At 54.5% G+C, this 19,084-nt stretch carries 18 protein-coding genes; 8 read left to right on the forward strand and 10 right to left on the reverse strand.

The genetic code is table 11. The annotated features are described in order from the left end of the window. Positions 1-3: 3 nt before the first annotated feature. On the forward strand, positions 4-720 hold the full coding sequence (pnuC, locus tag B9Y90_RS10840) for a nicotinamide riboside transporter PnuC (RefSeq protein WP_085541221.1): 717 nt from the start codon (positions 4-6) through the stop codon (positions 718-720). Here the strand turns inward: pnuC and zitB are convergent, their stop codons facing one another. Next, positions 721-1,656: a CDF family zinc transporter ZitB gene (gene zitB, locus B9Y90_RS10845; RefSeq protein ID WP_085541222.1), complete on the reverse strand. Its 936-nt coding sequence runs from the start codon at positions 1,654-1,656 to the stop codon at positions 721-723. It lies immediately after the preceding gene. A gap of 331 nt (positions 1,657-1,987) precedes the next feature. Here zitB and aroG point away from each other — a divergent pair, with 331 nt between their 5' ends. Then, positions 1,988-3,040: a 3-deoxy-7-phosphoheptulonate synthase AroG gene (gene aroG, locus B9Y90_RS10850; RefSeq protein WP_039291247.1), complete on the forward strand. Its 1,053-nt coding sequence runs from the start codon at positions 1,988-1,990 to the stop codon at positions 3,038-3,040. Positions 3,041-3,103: 63 nt separating this feature from the next. Here aroG and gpmA read toward each other — a convergent pair whose 3' ends face one another. The 7 genes from gpmA to modE form a co-directional block, all read right to left on the reverse strand. Beyond that, the gene (gene gpmA, locus B9Y90_RS10855) at positions 3,104-3,856 is read right to left on the reverse strand and encodes a 2,3-diphosphoglycerate-dependent phosphoglycerate mutase (RefSeq protein WP_008456186.1); all 753 of its coding nucleotides are present in this window, start codon (positions 3,854-3,856) and stop codon (positions 3,104-3,106) included. Positions 3,857-4,065: 209 nt separating this feature from the next. After that, positions 4,066-5,106, reverse strand: coding sequence for a galactose-1-epimerase (galM, locus tag B9Y90_RS10860; RefSeq protein WP_085541223.1), 1,041 nt, complete (start codon positions 5,104-5,106; stop codon positions 4,066-4,068). After that, on the reverse strand, positions 5,100-6,248 hold the full coding sequence (gene galK / locus B9Y90_RS10865; protein ID WP_085541224.1) for a galactokinase: 1,149 nt from the start codon (positions 6,246-6,248) through the stop codon (positions 5,100-5,102). Before galK ends, galM begins: the two co-directional genes overlap by 7 nt. Next, a complete protein-coding gene (gene galT / locus B9Y90_RS10870; RefSeq protein WP_039291253.1) occupies positions 6,245-7,297 on the reverse strand; it encodes a galactose-1-phosphate uridylyltransferase in 1,053 nt (350 codons plus the stop codon). Before galT ends, galK begins: the two co-directional genes overlap by 4 nt. A gap of 9 nt (positions 7,298-7,306) precedes the next feature. After that, positions 7,307-8,323: a UDP-glucose 4-epimerase GalE gene (gene galE, locus B9Y90_RS10875; protein ID WP_039291255.1), complete on the reverse strand. Its 1,017-nt coding sequence runs from the start codon at positions 8,321-8,323 to the stop codon at positions 7,307-7,309. A 224-nt stretch (positions 8,324-8,547) separates the two neighbouring features. Further along, positions 8,548-10,026 carry a molybdate ABC transporter ATP-binding protein ModF gene (modF, locus tag B9Y90_RS10880; RefSeq protein ID WP_085541225.1) on the reverse strand — a complete coding sequence of 493 codons (1,479 nt, stop codon included), beginning with the start codon at positions 10,024-10,026 and terminating at the stop codon, positions 8,548-8,550. 77 nt (positions 10,027-10,103) lie between these two features. Then, a complete protein-coding gene (gene modE / locus B9Y90_RS10885) occupies positions 10,104-10,895 on the reverse strand; it encodes a molybdenum-dependent transcriptional regulator (RefSeq protein WP_039291258.1) in 792 nt (263 codons plus the stop codon). 299 nt (positions 10,896-11,194) lie between these two features. On the opposite strand from modE, the gene B9Y90_RS10890 reads away from it, so the two are divergent. The 5 genes from B9Y90_RS10890 to modC all read left to right on the forward strand — a co-directional run bounded on the left by B9Y90_RS10890 (position 11,195) and on the right by modC (position 15,710). Continuing rightward, entirely contained in the window at positions 11,195-12,757 is a 1,563-nt protein-coding gene (locus B9Y90_RS10890) for an AbgT family transporter (RefSeq protein WP_085541226.1), read from the forward strand. A 91-nt stretch (positions 12,758-12,848) separates the two neighbouring features. After that, positions 12,849-13,001, forward strand: a complete 153-nt coding sequence (locus B9Y90_RS10895) for an AcrZ family multidrug efflux pump-associated protein (RefSeq protein ID WP_008456213.1) — start codon at positions 12,849-12,851, stop codon at positions 12,999-13,001. Positions 13,002-13,186: 185 nt separating this feature from the next. Continuing rightward, positions 13,187-13,963, forward strand: a complete 777-nt coding sequence (modA, locus tag B9Y90_RS10900) for a molybdate ABC transporter substrate-binding protein (protein ID WP_085541227.1) — start codon at positions 13,187-13,189, stop codon at positions 13,961-13,963. Continuing rightward, positions 13,960-14,652 (forward strand): molybdate ABC transporter permease subunit, encoded by a 693-nt coding sequence (gene modB, locus B9Y90_RS10905; protein ID WP_039291263.1) that lies wholly within the window; start codon positions 13,960-13,962, stop codon positions 14,650-14,652. Before modA ends, modB begins: the two co-directional genes overlap by 4 nt. Further along, positions 14,652-15,710: a molybdenum ABC transporter ATP-binding protein ModC gene (modC, locus tag B9Y90_RS10910; RefSeq protein ID WP_085541228.1), complete on the forward strand. Its 1,059-nt coding sequence runs from the start codon at positions 14,652-14,654 to the stop codon at positions 15,708-15,710. The genes modB and modC overlap by 1 nt, the downstream gene beginning before the upstream one ends. On the opposite strand, the gene B9Y90_RS10915 is transcribed toward modC, so the two are convergent. Beyond that, on the reverse strand, positions 15,711-16,541 hold the full coding sequence (locus B9Y90_RS10915; protein WP_085541229.1) for a pyridoxal phosphatase: 831 nt from the start codon (positions 16,539-16,541) through the stop codon (positions 15,711-15,713). 128 nt (positions 16,542-16,669) lie between these two features. On the opposite strand from B9Y90_RS10915, the gene pgl reads away from it, so the two are divergent. Beyond that, complete coding sequence (pgl, locus tag B9Y90_RS10920; protein ID WP_039291268.1) at positions 16,670-17,668, forward strand: 6-phosphogluconolactonase; 999 nt, start codon at positions 16,670-16,672, stop codon at positions 17,666-17,668. Between the two features lie 56 nt (positions 17,669-17,724). On the opposite strand, the gene B9Y90_RS10925 is transcribed toward pgl, so the two are convergent. Beyond that, positions 17,725-19,005 carry a putative acyl-CoA thioester hydrolase gene (locus B9Y90_RS10925; protein ID WP_085541230.1) on the reverse strand — a complete coding sequence of 427 codons (1,281 nt, stop codon included), beginning with the start codon at positions 19,003-19,005 and terminating at the stop codon, positions 17,725-17,727. Positions 19,006-19,084 lie beyond the last annotated feature (79 nt).

The raw sequence follows: 19,084 nt of genomic DNA on the forward strand, positions 1-19,084 counted from the left end.
TTCATGGATTTTTTTAGCACGCAGAACATTCTCGTCCACATCCCCATTGGGGCGGGCGGGTATGACTTATCATGGATTGAAGCTGTGGGAACGCTGGCGGGATTGCTTTGTATCTGGCTTGCCAGCCTGGAGAAGATAGGCAACTACGCCTTCGGGTTAATCAACGTCACCCTGTTTGCCATCATATTCTTTCAGATCCAGCTCTACGCTAGCCTTCTTTTGCAGCTGTTCTTTTTTGTGGCGAACATCTACGGCTGGTATGCCTGGTCGCGGCAAAGTAGTAACCATCAGTCACTGCTGCAAATCCGATGGCTGCCTTTGCCTAAGGCGATTGCCTGGCTAGTGATTATTGTCGCAGCGATTGGGTTGATGACGGTGTTTATCGATCCGGTCTTTGCCTTCCTGACCCGGGTTGCGGTGTCTGTGATGCAGAGTCTGGGGCTGAACGTTACCTTGCCGGAACTACAGCCAGACGCCTATCCGTTCTGGGACTCGTGCATGATGGTGCTGTCGATTGTGGCGATGATTCTCATGACCCGGAAATACGTGGAAAACTGGCTGCTGTGGACAATCATCAACGTCATCAGCGTGGTTATCTTTGCCCTGCAGGGCGTTTACGCGATGTCGCTGGAATATCTCATTCTGACTTTCATCGCGTTGAATGGCAGCCGGATGTGGATCAACAGCGCGCGACAATCCGGTTCGCGCGCCTTGTCCTGATCAGTGATGATGATGGGCATGGCCAGCACCGTGGTCATGCTCATTCAGGTCGCAGTCCGGGCCGTGACAAACCTGATACTCCATCTGTACCGTGGCATGTTCTATCTGATACTCGTGCTCGAGGAAGTGATGTATGCGCGCCAACAAAGCGTCGTGATCGTGGGGCGGTACAACCTGAACATGTAGCGTCATCAGCGGTTTTTCGCCAACCAGCCAGATATGGACGTGATGCACGTTACGTACTTCCGGTATTGAACGGGAAAGATTACGCTTCAGCGCGGCAATGTCGATGGCGCCCGGTGCACCTTCTAATAGCTCGTTGACGCTCTCTTTCAGCAGGCTCCAGGCGCTGCGTAGCACCAGGCAGGAAACCAGCACCGACAGTATGGGGTCAATCGGTGTCCAGCCGGTCCAGAGGATCACCACCGCCGCCACAATTGCCCCCACTGAACCCAACAAGTCACCCAGCACATGCAGCGCCGCCGCGCGCACGTTGAGATTTTTCTCTCCGCTGCCGCTGTGCAGGATCCAGAAAGAAACCAGGTTAGCCAGCAGTCCGGCGACCGCAATGGTCAGCATTGCCCAGCCCGCAATCGGCTGAGGATTTGAGAAGCGCTGAATCGCTTCCCAGACAATAAGAATGGTGATCACCACCAGGGCAATAGCGTTTACAAATGCTGCGAGCGTAGTCAGGCGTAGCCAACCAAAGGTATGCCGGGCGTTGGGAGGCCGACGGGCAAAATGCACGGCCAGCAAAGCAAACAGCAGTGCCGCAGCGTCGGTGAGCATATGGCCGGCATCGGCCAGCAGAGCCAGCGAGCCGGAAAGCAGGCCACCGATAACTTCGGCAACCATGAAAATTGCCGTGATGAGAAAGGCAAACAGCAGGCGTTTTACGTTGCTATCAGCAGGGGTATGTTGGTGTGAATGCGCCATAATCTCTCACAAAGATAAATCCCGGTGGGCTAATTATAACCGCTCCATGGTTTCAACTGGTTGAAAGAGGCTGAAAAATCCTGCGAGTCAAAAATGTGGATGAGACCTTAATTTTCAAAATAGCATTCAATATTGAAAATTTAACATCCTTCAGTGGTAAGCGTTGAAATAGGGTGTGAATTCATAGATTCTCATTATGTTCTCACTGTTTTTTTCGAGTTTTCAGGATTAACCTGTGAGAAGTGTAAAAGCCCGTTTACACTTGTGGTTATGCGAGTTAGATTGAAAGGATTGCAACGAAGAAAAATATCAGGATGACCCCGGAAATATCATGAATTATCAGAACGACGACTTAAGAATTAAAGAGATTAACGAGCTTCTCCCCCCTGTAGCGCTGTTGGAAAAATTCCCCGCCACTGAAAAAGCTGCCCACACCGTCTCTCAGGCGCGTAAAGCGATCCATAAAATCCTTAAAGGCAGCGACGACCGTCTGCTGGTGGTGATCGGGCCTTGCTCTATTCACGACACCAAAGCCGCCAAAGAGTACGGCGCGCGCCTGCTGGCGTTACGTGAAGAGCTTCAGGGCGAGCTGGAAGTGGTAATGCGCGTCTATTTTGAAAAACCGCGTACCACCGTGGGCTGGAAAGGTCTGATTAACGATCCGCACATGGACAGCAGCTACCAGATTAACGACGGCCTGCGCATTGCGCGTAAGCTGCTGCTAGATATCAACGATTCCGGCCTGCCAGCGGCAGGGGAATTCCTTGATATGATCACGCCTCAGTACCTGGCGGATCTGATGAGCTGGGGCGCTATCGGCGCGCGTACCACTGAATCACAGGTGCACCGCGAACTGGCTTCCGGCCTCTCTTGCCCGGTTGGTTTTAAAAACGGCACCGACGGCACGATCAAAGTTGCGATTGATGCCATCAACGCCGCCGGTGCACCGCACTGCTTCCTGTCCGTAACCAAGTGGGGCCATTCCGCCATCGTCAACACTAGCGGGAACGGTGACTGCCACATTATTCTGCGTGGCGGCAAAGAGCCGAACTACAGCGCGAAGCATGTGGAAGAGGTCAAAGCGGGCCTGGTGAAAGCGGGTCTTGAGCCACAGGTGATGATTGACTTCAGCCACGCCAACAGCAGCAAACAGTTCAAAAAGCAGATGGACGTTTCTGCCGACGTTTGCGGCCAAATTGCCGGCGGCGAAAAGGCTATCATCGGCGTGATGATTGAAAGCCATCTGGTAGAAGGCAACCAAAGCCTGGAGAGCGGCGAGCCGCTGGTCTACGGCAAAAGCGTTACCGACGCCTGCATTGGCTGGGACGATACCGAAGTGGCGCTGCGCAAACTTGCCGCGGCGGTAAAAGCTCGTCGTGGCTAACAGCCTGATTTGAGCAATAAAAAAGGCGTGGTGCTTACCACGCCTTTTTTTATGGACGGCGAATTACTTCGCTTTACCCTGGTTGGCTACTGCGGCGGCTTTCGCTGCGATTTCGTCAGCGTTGCCCAGGTAGTAACGTTTCAGCGGTTTGAAGTTCTCATCGAACTCATATACCAGCGGCACGCCGGTAGGGATGTTCAGTTCGAGGATCTCATCTTCGCTCAGGTTATCCAGGTATTTAACCAGCGCACGCAGGGAGTTACCGTGAGCCGCAACGATAACGCGCTCGCCGGACTTCATGCGTGGCAGAATGGACTCATTCCAGAACGGCGTTACGCGGTCGATGGTCAGCGCCAGACTTTCGGTGGTTGGCAGCTCGCTGTCGGTCAGTTTTGCGTAACGTGGATCGTGGCCCGGGAAACGCTCGTCGTCTTTAGACAGTTCTGGCGGGGTGATCGCGAAGCCGCGACGCCACTGTTTAACCTGCTCGTCACCGTATTTTTCAGCGGTTTCAGCTTTGTTCAGACCCTGCAGGGCGCCGTAGTGACGCTCGTTCAGTTTCCAGGATTTCTCAACCGGCAGCCAGGCCTGGTCCAGTTCATCGAGGATATTCCACAGGGTGTGGATGGCACGTTTCAGCACAGAGGTGTAAGCGAAGTCGAAAGTGAAGCCTTCGTCCTTCAGAAGCTTACCGGCAGCTTTAGCTTCGGTACGACCTTTATCAGACAGATCAACATCATACCAACCAGTGAAGCGGTTTTCGTTGTTCCACTGGCTTTCGCCGTGACGAACCAGTACCAGCTTAGTAACAGCCATGATTTACTCCTTAATGAGCCTGGGATTAATGATAACAATTATCATTATATTGCCGTGCCATAAGTCACGGCAATGATAAACGTTTAACATAGCGAAAAAGCGCGTGGAGTGTAAGGTGGTTGTAAAAGGTTGTTATATTTTTGGCTCGATCTGGCGGGAAAGTCAGCGATTTGGTGAGAAATTGCCCTTATTGAAAAGGGCAATAGGGATCAATGAGGCAGAAACTGGTATTCCGTGATGCTGAGATAGGTCTCATCCGGTTTTAACCAGCAGCCCGGCTGCGGCCATTCCGGATGATTTGGACTGTCCGGCAGGAAACCGCTCTCCAGCGCCAGACCGTTCCAGTCGCTGTAATTTGCGCTATCTCGCGCAGGCGTACCCGCCAGATAGTTCCCGCTGTAGAACTGTAGCGCCGGTGCCGTTGTGAACACCTTCATTTCCAGCGCACCGTCTGCAGACCAGACTCGTGCAACCGGCTGACTAAGATCGCCTTTAGCCTGCAGCAAGAAAGCGTGATCGTAACCTTTGGTGAGGCGCTGATCGTTGTCGGCCATAAAATCTTGCACAAGCGTTTTAGGCTCACGGAAATCAAAGCTGGTGCCGGCCACTTCTTTAAGGTCGCCCGAAGGCAGGCCGCTGGCGTCGACCGGCAAATAGCTGTCGGCCAGCAATTGGAGCTTATGCTGCCGCACATCGCCTTGGGTGCTGTCGAGATTGAAGTAGGCGTGGTTGGTGAGATTGACCGGGCAAGGCTTATCTACGACAGCACGAAGCTCGATGCTGATGCGGTTATCTTCCGTTAAAGCATAGCGCGCCGTGGCGTGTAATTTACCGGGGAAACCCTGATCGCCGTCGCAGGAATCCAGCTCGTAGGTCACTGCTTGCTCATTTTGCACGGCAATGCGCCAGCGGCGTTTATCGAAACCTTCCGGCCCGCCGTGAAGCTGGTTTTCGCCCTGGTTAATCTCAAGCTGGAGCATTTCACCGCCAACGGTAAGCTTCCCTCCGGCAATACGGTTAGCGTAGCGCCCGACGATCGCACCCATAAAGGCACTTTGCTGCAAATAATGCTCAGGCGAAGCGCAGCCCAGCAACGTCTCCCGCACGCCGCCGTCTTTTAGCGGCACCCGACAGGAAAGCAAGGTCGCGCCCCAGTCCATCAGCGTGACGACCATCCCCGCGCTGTTGCGCAGGGTGGTAAGGCGAAACGGCTGGCCGTCCGGCGCCAGATGCGGCGTCTCTTTTAGCATTGGCCCGCTCCTTCGGAGGCTTTGCAAACGTAGAAGGTTTCTTTAATTCCTGTTTTGCTCTCGTACTGTTCTTCCACTGCCAGTTTCACGGCCGGGACGAGATCTTCGGGCACCAGCGCGACAATACAGCCCCCAAAACCACCGCCGGTCATACGTACGCCACCTTTCTCGCCAATAGTCGCTTTGACGATCTCTACGAGGGTATCGATTTGCGGCACGGTGATTTCGAAATCATCGCGCATGGAGGCGTGAGATTCGGCCATTAACTGGCCCATACGGACCAGGTCACCTTTGGCAAGTGCATCCGCCGCTTCCACGGTGCGGATATTTTCTGTCAGCACGTGACGAACGCGTTTGGCAACGATCGGATCCAGCTCGTGCGCGACGGCATTGAATTTTGCCAGATCAACATCTCGCAGGGCTTTCTGGCTAAAGAAACGAGCGCCGGTTTCACACTGTTCGCGACGGGTGTTGTATTCGCTACCCACCAGCGTGCGTTTGAAATTGCTGTTAATGATCACCACCGCAACGCCTTTTGGCATGGAGACGGCTTTCGTTCCCAGCGAGCGGCAATCAATCAGCAGGGCGTGGTCTTTCTTGCCAAGGGCGGAAATCAGCTGATCCATAATGCCGCAGTTGCAGCCGACAAACTGGTTCTCCGCTTCCTGACCATTGAGCGCCAGCTGAGCGCCATCCAGAGGCAGGTGGTAGAGATGCTGGAAGACTTTGCCTACCGCGACTTCCAGCGAGGCGGACGAGCTTAACCCGGCGCCCTGCGGCACATTGCCGCTGATCACCATATCCACGCCGGAAAAGTTGTTATCGCGCTTTTGCAGATGCTTCACCACGCCGCGAACGTAGTTAGCCCACTGTTGTGTATCGTGCGAGACAATAGGGGCATCGAGGGAGAAGCTGTCCTGCTGATTGTCATAATCGGCGGCAACAACCCGGACAATGCGGTCATCACGTTTGGCACAGCTAATCACCGTCTGATAATCAATGGCGCACGGCAGCACGAAACCATCGTTGTAATCGGTGTGCTCACCAATCAGGTTTACGCGGCCCGGGGCCTGAATAGCGTGTGTTGCCGGGTAACCAAATTGCTCAGCGAACAGACGCTGGGTTTTCTCTTTCAGACTCATAATGACGCTCCTGACTGGCGGAAATGGATATCACTGACGGCACGCAAGCGTTCTGCGGCTTGCTCTGCGGTTAAATCTCGCTGGGTTTCGGCCAGCATTTCATAGCCAACCATAAACTTACGAACCGTGGCGCTGCGCAGCAGCGGCGGGTAGAAATGCGCGTGAAGCTGCCAGTGCTGATTGCTTTCACCGTTGAACGGCGCGCCGTGCCAGCCCATTGAGTAGGGGAAGGAGCACTGGAAGAGGTTGTCATAGCGGCTGGTGAGTTTTTTCAGCGCTAATGCCAGGTCAGCACTTTGTTCTGCGCTGAGGTCGGTGATACGCAGGACGTGGGCCTTGGGCAGCAGCAGCGTTTCGAATGGCCAGGCTGCCCAGTAAGGGACGACGGCCAGCCAGTGTTCGGTTTCAACTACGGTGCGGCTACCGTCCGCCTGCTCACGCTGCACGTAGTCCAGCAGCATTGGGGTGCCCTGGTGGGCGAAATATTCACGTTGTAGGGTATCTTCACGGGCGACCTCGTTAGGCAAAAAACTGTTTGCCCAAACCTGTCCGTGAGGATGTGGGTTGGAGCAGCCCATAGCTGCGCCTTTGTTTTCAAATACCTGAACCCACGGGTATGTCTGCCCCAGCTCAGCGGTCTGCTGTTGCCAGGTTTGTACAACTTCTTCCAGAGCGGGAAGCGTGAGCTCTGGTAATGTTTTACTGTGGTCGGGAGAGAAGCAGATAACCCGGCTGGTACCGCGCGCGCTTTCGCAACGCATCAAGGGATCCTGGCTTGCCGGGGCATCGGGCGTGTCCGTCATCAGCGCCGCAAAATCGTTGGTAAAAACGAAAGTGCCGGTGTACTCGGGGTTTTTATCCCCGGTAACGCGCGTATTCCCAGGGCAAAGAAAACAGTCCGGATCGTGTGCCGGAAGTTTTTCTTGCGCAGGGGTTTCCTGCGCGCCCTGCCAGGGGCGCTTCGCCCGATGTGGCGAAACCAAAATCCATTGACCCGTTAGCGGGTTATAGCGGCGATGCGGATGATCGACCGGGTTAAACTGCTCCATTACATATCCTTAATCTTCATAACCTTGGGGGTGGCGTGACTGCCAGCGCCATGTATCGTCTGCCATTTCCTGCAGCGACCGGCTGACACGCCAGTTGAGTTCTTTGTCGGCTTTGGTGGCGTCGGCCCAGTAGGCGGGCAGATCGCCATCACGACGAGGGGCAAAGTGGTAGTTCACCGGTTTACCGCAGGCTTTGCTGAAGGCGTTTACCACGTCGAGCACGCTGCTGCCGACACCTGCGCCCAGGTTGTAAATATGAACGCCTGGTTTACCGTTCAGCGCCTGCATCGCGGCGACGTGGCCGTCGGCGAGATCCATCACGTGGATGTAATCACGCACGCCGGTACCGTCTTCGGTTGGGTAATCGTTACCAAAGATAGCCAGCGAGTCGCGGCGGCCTACGGCAACCTGCGCAATGTAAGGCATCAGGTTATTCGGGATGCCCTGAGGGTCTTCGCCCATATCGCCTGACGGATGGGCGCCGACCGGATTAAAGTAGCGCAGCAGCGCAACGCTCCAGTTTGGCTGGGCTTTTTGCAGGTCGGTAAGGATTTGCTCAACCATCAGCTTGCTTTGGCCGTAAGGGCTGGCGGGTTTACCGGTAGGGAAACTTTCTACATAAGGAATTTGAGGCTGGTCGCCGTAAACGGTGGCGGAAGAGCTGAAGATGAAGTTAGTGACGTTTGCCGCTCGCATGGCGGCGATAAGCTTCAGAGTGCCGGTCACGTTGTTGTCGTAATACTCCAGCGGCTTATTCACCGATTCACCGACGGCTTTCAGGCCGGCAAAATGAATTACGGCATCGATACGATGGTCGTGGAAAATTTCTGCCAGCAGGGCTTCGTCGCGAATATCACCGTTGATAAACAGCGGATGCTTGCCACCCAGGCGTTCAATTTCCGGCAATACGCTGCGCTTGCTATTGCACAGGTTATCGAGGATCACCACATCGTGGCCGCTTTGCAGCAACTGTACGCAGGTATGACTTCCAATGTAACCGCTACCACCCGTAACCAAAACTCTCATTTTTCGCTCCATATAGCCTATGGGTTAAGATAACCATAGCATAACAGATGGCTGAAAAATGTGATATGCACCAGATTAGTGGTATCGTTTACACTGCGTTATTTCTCGTGAATAAAAAGGATATAACGCATTGTAAAACAAATGCGTAAACATGAAAGGGTGCGTCTATTCCGAAAGTCTGACTGCGGCTGTATATGAAAAAGGCGCCGCAGCGCCTTGAAGGATTATGCGGGAAGAATATTTTCTATTTGATAGCCATATTTGTCGCCGTCCGGGACAAACGTCAGCCGATGGGTAATGCACTGGGGCGCATCTTCGGCATGGTGGGACACAAACAGCAGCTGTGTTTCTCCCTCGCCAATCAAAATATCGACAAAGCGACGTATCAGCTGGCGGTTGAGCGGATCCAGCCCTTGCAAAGGTTCATCCAGGATCAGCAATGTTGGGTGCTTAACCAGCGCACGGGCAATCAATGCCAGGCGCTGCTGCCCCCATGAAAGGCTGTGGAAAGGCGCATCGGCGGTGGCATTATCCATGCCCAGCATATTCAGCCATTCGCGGGTCAGCTTCTGTTGACGATCTGAAACGGCCTGGTAGATCCCAATCGAGTCGAAATAGCCTGACAGAATAACGTTTCGCACGGTGGTGCTCACGCGGTAATCCAGATGCAGGCTGCTGCTGACGTACCCAATGTGCTTTTTGATATCCCAAATTGTCTCGCCGCTGCCCCGGCGGCGCCCAAACAGCGTCAGATCGTTGCTATAACCCTGGGGGTGATCGCCAGTGATCAGGCTGAGTAACGTGGATTTTCCTGCGCCGTTAGGGCCGACAATTTGCCAGTGCTCGCCGGGATTCACTGACCAGCTAAGTTTGTGCAGGATAGGGCGATCGTTGTATTCCACCACGCCATCGTTAAGCACAATACGAGGCTGGTTTTCCGGCAGCGTATAGCGGGCAGACGGATCGTCGGCTTCCGGGAGCGCCACGCCCGCCAGCTTCTCGCTGTGGGCTAACTGAGCGATGAGCGCCTGCTCAAGCAGTGCCTGCTTTTTACCGCTTTCTGTCAACGTACAGTCCGCCAGCACGCCGGCAAACTTCACAAAATCCGGGATTTCATCGAATCGGTTCAGGACCAGAACCAGGGTGTAGCCCTGGGCGCTAAGCTGTTCGAGAAGGCTTGCCAACTGCTGGCGAGATTTCACGTCCAGCCCGTCGAACGGTTCATCCAGGATCAGCAGTTCTGGCTCCGACATTAGCGCCTGGCAAAGCAGCGTTTTGCGTGTTTCTCCCGTCGACAGATATTTAAAGCGGCGGGTGAGCAGATGTTCAATGCCAAACAGCGCGGCCAGATCGCGGCAACGGGCCTCATTGACCACCTCTTCCTGGATAATTTCTGCTGTGGTGCGGCCGGTATCGTCTTCGTCGGCGCTTAGCATATCGGTGTTATTGCGCTGCCACTCGTCGCTGACCAGCTTTTGCAACTGTTCAAAAGAGAGATGAGCAATGCGGGTGAAGTCGCAGTGGCGTTCGCCCTTCATGATAGGCAGGCTACCGGCCAGCGCGCGGGCAAGAGCGGATTTACCGCTGCCGTTCGCCCCAACAAACGCCCAGCTTTCTCCGGCGTGAAGGGTAAGATCGTTCAGGGTAAGGGTTTTTATGTCGCTAAGGTGAAACGTACCTTGCGAAATTTGCAACGCAGACATGTTTTATCCCATTTTTTGCAGCGATGAAGCTACAGATTTACGGCGTGTCTGCGTTGATGTCAATGAGAAGCGGACTTTTAGCAGAGTGTGGCGACAATGACCCTGTCTGCATTGAAATATGCTGTGACCTTAGCACCTTCTGCCAGCGCCTGCTGTTCTACGTGGATATTCGGCAGGGTGGCGCACAGCGTTTGTCCATCCGTCAGCTGAATCAGCACTTCACTTTGCTCTTTACCCTGCTCAATGCTGCTGATTTTGCCCGGCAGCTGGTTATCGGCATTGCGCGCCGCATTAGCATCCGTTGTGACGTCTATCCACGGTGCTTTGATAAGCACCAATACTTCTTTGCCTTCATCCAGCCCCAGCCGCTCTGCGCTTTGACGGGTAATCGCCGCTTTCAGACGCGATTCACCGTCAGCCAGCAGAATATCGACGTGCTGCTGAACCTGTTCGTCATCGCGTTTAAGTACCGTACCAAACAGCTGATTGCGGGCGCTGGTTTGCAGTGAAAAACGGGAGATGGCGGCGAGCAGGCTGTCCAGGGGCAGGGCATCATCCTGCAAAACATCAAAGGCCTTTTGTTGAATTTGCGCGAGCAGATCGTAGAGCTGAATCAGGCGCTCACCGTACCGGGTCAGGACGGCACCGCCGCCGCCTTTGCCGCCAGTGGCGCGATCAACCAGGCTTGATTCTGCCAGCTGATTCATTTCGTTAATCGCATCCCATGCGCTTTTGTAACTGATGCCCGCCAGTTTTGCGCCCTGGCTAATCGATCCCGTGTGGCGAATTTGTTTAAGCAGCGCAATGCGTCGCGGGTCGGCGAACAGCCGTTGCTGGAGTTTCAGCGTTAATAAAATTTCAGCCTGCATAGTTTCTCCGCGCCGCAAATCGGCTCAGCGTTTCCCTTTGTAATCATGGGGGAAAATTATATCAGTTTGCCGCCAGGGGACAAATCGTCCTGATTACGCGAACTAAAACTATGGTTACTGCTCGGTTATATCGAATTAATAACCAGATTTTGTCTTTTTATTGGATTTTAATTTTTATTAACCAGCTCTTGTTCAGAGATTAATTTCATTAAAAGAATAGTTTCGTCTTGTGATTACCCCTATTATCCCTGCCGTACATTGGATGACAGAACACACATATCTCGGGATTAGGGGCAACTATGAGTACGCTGACAACAAAAGGAAATGAGGCAAAAGAGAATCGCTTGCTGAACGGTTTTCTTAATGCCATTGAGAAAGCAGGTAACCGACTGCCGGAACCCGCGCTGATTTTCTTCTATTTTTTACTGGTTGTGATGGGGCTATCCGCCGCGCTGTCACAGTTAGAGTTTGATATCGTTAACCCGGTGACTCAGCAAGCCGTGCAGGTCAACAACCTGCTTTCTGCCGAGGCGTTAACACATACGCTTTCTACGATGGTGACCACCTTTACCAGTTTTGCTCCTTTAGGCATCGTTCTGGTGGCTATGCTGGGCGTTGGCGTTGCCGAAAGCTCCGGCTTTATTAACGTTGCACTGAAAAAAATGCTCCGTGTTACGCCGAAAAAACTGCTGACGCCGATGCTGATTTTTGTCGCAATGTTTAGTCACGTCGCGGCAGATGCGGGATATGTGCTGGTGATCCCTCTCGGTGCCATTATTTTTATGTCCGCCGGGCGCCATCCTTTGGTGGGGATCGCGGCGGCATTCTCCGGCGTATCCGGTGGCTTTGCGGCCAATATGGTGCCAACCGGCAACGACGCGCTGCTGCAAGGTTTCACCCAGGCCGCGGCTCAGCTGCTCGACTCAACGTATACCGTGAACACGCTGTGTAATCTGTTCTTCGGGATAGGCTCAACACTATTGATCACCCTCGTTGGCTGGTGGGTGACGGAGAAAATCGTCGAGCCTCGGGTCAGTAAAATGGCGGTTGATGGCGACTTTAAGCACGATGAAGATATGTCCAGCGTCACGCCAGAAGAGAGTCGGGCATTCCGTCGTGCGGGCCTGGTGATGCTCCTTAGTTTGCTGGGGCTTGCCGCTGCCGCCTGGCCTGAAAGCTCAACGCTGCGCAGCCCGGCAGGCGCGTTAACCGACTTCGGCGCGCCTGTCATGAAGTCTATCGTCCCGCTCATCTTCCTGATTTTTATTCTGCCGGGCATTGTCTATGGTTTTGCGGCAGGCACCTTTAAATCGGGGAAAGACGTCATTGGGGCGATGAACGACTCAATGAGCAAAATGGGCTCTTATATGGTGATGGCGTTTTTCTGTGCGCTGTTCATTAAGGCCTTCAGCGATTCGAATATTGGTACACTGGTGGCGCTGGCGGGGGCGGACGGCCTTAAAGCCATGGCGCTGCCGGGAGAGGCGACAATCATCGGTATGGTGCTGCTGACGGCGCTGGTTAATCTGCTGATTGGTTCGGCTTCGGCAAAATGGGCGCTGCTGTCACCTATTATGGTGCCGATGCTTATGGCCGTGGGGATATCGCCAGAGCTTACTCAGGCGGCGTTCCGCATCGGTGATTCTTCCACAAACATTATCACGCCGATGATGGTGTTCTTCCCGCTGATCGTGATTTACTGCCAGCGCTATGTGAAAGGCGCTGGCGTGGGCACGCTGGTATCAATGATGATGCCTTATTCTATCGCCTTCTTGGTGAGCTGGAGCCTCTTCCTGCTGGTGTGGTGGGGGCTGGAAATGCCGCTTGGCGTTGCGGCACCTTATACCTGGTCAGCTGGATAAGCCACACTGGGCAGGCAAATGGCACAAAAGGAGAGTGCGTTTTTCTCAACTGCCGCTAGAATAATCACTCTCGCTTTTGCCGGAGGCAACTATGTTCGAGTTATTGAAAAGCCTGGTGTTTGCCGTGGTCATGGTGCCGGTTGTGATGGCAGTCATCCTCGGTCTCATCTATGGATTGGGTGAAGTGTTTAACGTCTTTTCAAAAGTCGGTCATCGCGACCAACAGCCGAAACAGCATCACTGATTCCCTGAAAGCCCGGCATTTGCCGGGTTTTCTCTTTCTGCCGCCTTAGCGCCCCACACGCAGTCATTCCGTTGATCTCCGTCAAGAACTTTAAAGGCCTTCGTCTTTCTGCCGATAAATTCTGTATCTTCCGCATTGCAATCGTTATATTTCACGTTACATAACGAAACAAACGGAGTGAAAACATGAATAAACGTTGGGTTCGCCTCGCCCTGGGGGCGGCATTATCTGTTTCTCTGGCAGGCCAGGCACTGGCTGAAAGTAGCAAAATTACCGTCTTTGCGGCGGCATCGTTAACCAATGCGATGCAGGATATTGCCACGCAATATCAGAAAGAGAAGAAAGTTGAGATCGCTTCTTCTTTTGCCTCTTCTTCCACGCTTGCTCGCCAGATTGAAGCGGGGGCGCCAGCCGATCTGTTTATTTCTGCCGATCAGAAATGGATGGATTATGCTGTTGAGAAAGACACCATCAAAACGGACACTCGCGAAACGCTGCTAGGTAACAGTCTGGTCGTTGTTGCACCGACTGCCAGCAAGCAGGGCGACATCACCATTGATGCGAAAACCGACTGGGCATCGCTGCTAAAAGGTGGTCGTCTGGCCGTAGGCGATCCCGATCATGTTCCTGCGGGGATTTACGCCAAAGAGGCGCTGCAAAAGCTGGGCGCATGGGACAGCTTATCCAGTAAACTTGCTCCGGCCGAAGACGTCCGTGGTGCGCTGGCATTGGTTGAGCGTGACGAAGCGCCGCTGGGCATCGTTTACGGTTCTGACGCCGTCGCTGGAAAAGGCGTAAAAGTCGTGGGGACCTTCCCGGAAGATTCTCACAAGAAAGTGGAATACCCGATTGCGATTGTGAAAGGCCACGATAACTCGTCAGTGACCGCGTTCTATAGCTATCTGAAAGGACCGGAAGCGGCGAAAGTCTTCCAAAAATACGGATTTACGACGAAACAATGATATTGAGCGATCCCGAGTGGCAGGCAGTACTGCTAAGCCTAAAAGTTTCATCTATTGCGGTACTGTTCAGTCTTCCTATCGGGATCTTCTTTGCCTGGGTGCTGGTTCGCTGCCGTTTCCCGGGCAAAGCCTTGCTCGACAGCCTGATTCATCTTCCCCTGGTCCTGCCGCCGGTGGTGGTGGGCTATCTGCTTTTGGTGGCTTTTGGCCGCCGCGGTTTTATCGGTGCCTGGCTGTATGACTGGTTTGGCATTACCTTCGCCTTTAGCTGGCGAGGGGCGGTGCTGGCGGCGGCGGTGATGTCTTTCCCGCTGATGGTCAGGGCAATCCGCCTGGCGCTGGAAGGGGTTGATCTCCGTCTTGAACAGGCGGCCAGAACGCTGGGCGCAGGGCGCTGGCGTGTCTTTTGCACCATTACTTTGCCCTTAACGCTGCCAGGTATTATTGCCGGTACCGTGCTGGCCTTTGCCCGCTCGCTGGGCGAGTTCGGCGCAACAATTACTTTTGTGTCCAACATTCCCGGTGAAACTCGAACGCTGCCTTCGGCCATGTATACCCTGATTCAAACCCCCGGCGGAGAAAGCGCCGCCGCACGTTTATGCCTGATCGCTATCGCGCTGGCGATGGCCTCACTGCTGGTGGCCGAATGGCTGGCGAGAGTCAGCCGTAAACGTATGGGGGCAAACTGATGCTGGAACTTAACTTCGTTCAAACTCTGGGTACGCATCGGCTGGAAATCAATGAAATCCTGCCGGGCCAGGGCATTACGGCTGTTTTTGGTGTCTCCGGTGCAGGAAAAACTTCCTTAATCAACGCTATAAGCGGCCTGACTAAACCCGAACAGGGGCGAATCGTGTTGAACGATCGCGTCCTGAGCGATGCCGAAAAGCAACTTTATCTGCCGCCGGAAAAGCGCCGGGTTGGCTATGTGTTCCAGGATGCGCGCCTGTTCCCGCACTACCGTGTGCGCGGCAATTTAAAATACGGTATGGCAAAAAGCATGGCCGGCCAGTTCGACAAGCTGGTGACATTGCTCGGCATTGAAGAGTTGCTGGAGCGTTTCCCCTGGAGCCTTTCCGGTGGTGAAAAGCAGCGCGTTGCTATCGGGCGAGCTCTTCTGACCGCGCCGGAGCTGCTGCTGCTGGACGAGCCGCTTGCCTCGCTGGATATCCCCCGTAAACGTGAATTGTTGCCTTATCTCCAGCGGCTCGCCCGCGAGATCAACATTCCCATGCTGTACGTGAGCCACTCGCTGGAGGAAATCTTACATCTGGCGGACAAAGTGCTGGTGCTGGATGCCGGAAATGTTAAAGCATTTGGCAATCTTGAAGAGGTTTGGGGCAGCAGCGTGATGCATCCGTGGTTGCCTAAGGAACAGCAAAGCAGCGTGCTGAAAGTTACCGTGCTGGAGCACCATCCGCATTACGCTATGACGGCGCTGGCGCTTGGTGATCAGCATTTGTGGGTGAACAAAATCGACAAACCGGTGCAGGCTCCACTGCGCATTCGCATCCAGGCTTCTGACGTCTCGCTGGTGCTTCAGCCGCCGGTTAACAGCAGCATTCGTAATGTGCTGCGGGCGAGGGTGGCTCAGTGCTTTGATGATGAAGGGCAGGTGGAGGTGCAGCTCGAAGTGGGTTCCCGCACGCTGTGGGCGCGTATCAGCCCCTGGGCCCGGGACGAACTGGCGGTAAAACCTGGCCAGTGGCTGTATGCGCAAGTGAAAAGCGTGTCGATCGCAACCTGATTACAGCACGTACTTATAAAGCGTTTCGGCGATCCCGGTTTCCAGATTCGTGCCGATAGTCATATTCGCGCGGGATTTTATCGCGTCGTCGGCATTGCCCATGGCCACGCCCATCCCGGCAGTTTCCAGCATACTCAGATCGTTGTAGTTGTCACCGAATGCAATCACCTGATCCATGGCCAGACCCTGAGACGCTACCCACTGAGCCAGGCGAGCCCCTTTACTGTTGCCACGCTGGGCGACATCAACCTGATCGTGCCATGACCACTCGCAGGAGAGATCCAGTTCGCGCTCTACCTCAACGGTAAACTGCTTGAGCTTAGGAATGTCTGAATCCGTCAGGGCGAATTTCCAGATAGCCTCCACGTCCTGAGCAGCCTCTTTGAGTGAAGGCACGCTGCGGAAAACCGGGCGCTGGTGTTCAGGTAATGATTGCGCCCAGGTTTGGGTGCGGGTGACGTGGGCTTTGACGTGTTCTGAGCTTTCGAGATAGAGCATTGCATCGTCGACGTACATCAGGCCATGCACCCGATGAGCCGTCAGTAAATCTACCATTTTCGTGGCCTGCTCCGGGCGAAGGGGATCGGACGCCAGAACCTTATTTGCATGATAATCATACAAATAAGTGCCATTGCAGCAAATTGCAGGTGTATCCAGAGCCAGTGCCTGATAAAAAGGATGTATGGCGACATGATGGCGACCCGTTACGATAACCACTTTCACGCCCGCTTCGCGAGCTTGCTGAAGGGCCGTAATGGACTCCGGAAGAATTGTTTTTTGCGGGGTCAGTAGGGTGCCATCGAGATCGAGAGCAATTACGCGATAACTCATTTAGGGTTCCAGTCATTATTCATAAGGTTCGTTCCGATGGTACACCGCTCATGCTGTAGCGCAAAATCGCTCGCGCCGTGAGCTGGCCTTATGATGCTTACTTACGACGTCAGGAGGAAAGTAAAGTCATGAAACAGACAGTCTATACCGCCAGCCCGGAAAGCCAGCAGATCCACGTCTGGACGCTGCACGCCAGCGGTGAAATGACCCTTGTGCAGGTGGTTGATGCCCCAGGGCAAGTTCAGCCGATGGTTATCAGCCCGGATAAACGCTTCCTGTACGTTGGCGTGCGTCCTGAGTTTCGCGTAGTGGCTTACCGCATTACGCCGGATGATGGCTCTCTGACCGAAGCTGGCGTGGCGCCTCTGCCGGGCAGCCCAACCCATATTTCTACCGATCGCAAAGGTCGCTTCCTGTTCAGCGCGTCATACAACGCGGCAAACGTGGCGGTGATTAGCCTTGAAAACGATGGCCTGCCGGGCGAAACCGTGGATGTGGTTGAGGGGCTGGACGGCTGCCACTCGGCGAACATCTCCCCGGATAACCGCACGCTCTGGACGCCAGCGCTGAAGCAGGATCGTATTTGCCTGTTCACGCTGTCCGATGACGGCAAGCTGGTGGCGCAAACGCCTGCTGAGGTCACGACGGTTGAGGGCGCAGGCCCGCGCCATATGGCGTTTCACCCGAACCAGCAGTATGCATACTGCGTGAACGAGCTGAATAGCAGCGTTGATGTCTGGGAACTGCGCGACCCGCACGGCAAAATTGAATGTGTGCAGACGCTGGACTTTATGCCGCCAGGTTTCACTGGTACCCGCTGGGCTGCCGATATTCATATCACGCCGGACGGTCGTCATCTTTATGCCTGTGACCGCACCGCCAGCATTATTACCGTCTTCAGCGTGTCTGAAGATGGCAGCGTGTTGAACATTGAAGGCTACCAGCCGACGGAAGAGCAGCCTCGCGGTTTCAACGTTGACCACAGCGGTAAATACCTGGTTGCCGTCGGGCAGAAATCCCATCATGCCGCCGTGTACAAAATTAATGGCGAACAGGGGCTACTGGAAGAAAAAGGCCGCTACGCCGTCGGGCAGGGCCCAATGTGGGTGGTGATTAACGCGCACTGATTGTCAGCCATAAAAAAACCTCGCCGCGGCGAGGTTTTTTCTTACTGAGTTAAAAATTACTTCTCTTCGACGACCGGGCTGCCTACGCCGCGGTTATTGAACTCCCACATGCGGTTGAAGTTCGGGTCATTCAGATCGCGTTTGATCGTGCCTTTATCGTCTTTGGTGCCAACGTTGCCAGCGAACGGACGCTTAGACTCCAGCGCATCGCCCCACGGCTTAGCCGTGTTGAAACCTTCGTTGATCACGCTGTCGCGGATCACAACCTGGCCATTCGCGGCCTGGCCGTTTTCACCGGCTAAGTCCCATGAGCGGCCCAACTGAGCGTCACCAGCTGCGGTAAAGCGGCTGTTGATGGCCAGGAAGCCGTAGTAGATGTTCGGCAGAGTAGCTGGTGCGAAGACGTAACCTTCTTTGGTGCGGCTGTTCACCAGGCGGAAATCGGTGTTATCAAACACTACCGCACCGCGGCCTGCGACCACATCCACATCACCTTCAATGTAGCTGTTGGTGACCTGCGTGCGCGGCTGACGGTTAGTCAACATGCGGTTCTGAACGTCGCTGTTGGTGACGAAGAAAGTGTTCTGGCGGCCCAGCAGGTGAACGTTATTCAGCTGCACTTTATCGCCATCGCTACGCAGCGCCACGGCCTGATGATTGCCGGCATCCACGCTGTCACCCAGGGTGTTCTGGATGGTCAGGTTCTGGAGCTGCAGGCCATTATTCTGCGACCAAACGGCAGCGGAACACATCACGCCCACGGTCGCGCCACGGCGGCTCTGGCAGTTATCAAACATGTACCAGGCAGGTTTTCCAGGCATGTATTTCCCGCCTGGGTTAACGGTGCGACGCCAGGTTGTCGGGTCGGTTTCAGAGTCCAGCGTCAGGCCGATTTTGACATCGTCCGCGTTGCCAGAGGTGCCGTACAGCGTCACGCTGCCAGAAGCCGCAGGAATATACACCGTACCTTCATATTGACCCGGCATAATGGCGATATAAAGGCGAGAGCTGCTGTGCTTGATGATGGCAGCGTCCACCGCGGCCTGGACTGACGTATGGGTGACGCCAGCCGTACCGGCAGGGCCAACCACGAAATCAGGCTGCTGAGGCGTACGAATCGAGGACGGCGTCCACGCGGCTTCATTTGGGTTCATTGACGTGAAGTAGCGTGCAGCCACAAAATTCTGCGCTTCGTCAGCCGCCAGGATCGGGCGGGACTGGGTTCCCGGCGCCACCTGAGTAGACGGTTTGTCCTGGGGTGGGGTTGAGCTACATGCACTCAGCGCCACGGCGAAAGCCAGGGCTGCGGCGCGACGAGAAACCGATAATGTGTTCAAGGTTGCTCCTTGCTGTACGGTGGAATAGAGGGTTATTTCAAAACCTGCTTTTTATACTAAGTTGAGCGAAACGGGAAGC

The organism is Cedecea sp. NFIX57 (assembly GCF_900177785.1).
Taxonomy (GTDB): Bacteria; Pseudomonadota; Gammaproteobacteria; order Enterobacterales; family Enterobacteriaceae; genus Cedecea; species Cedecea neteri_C.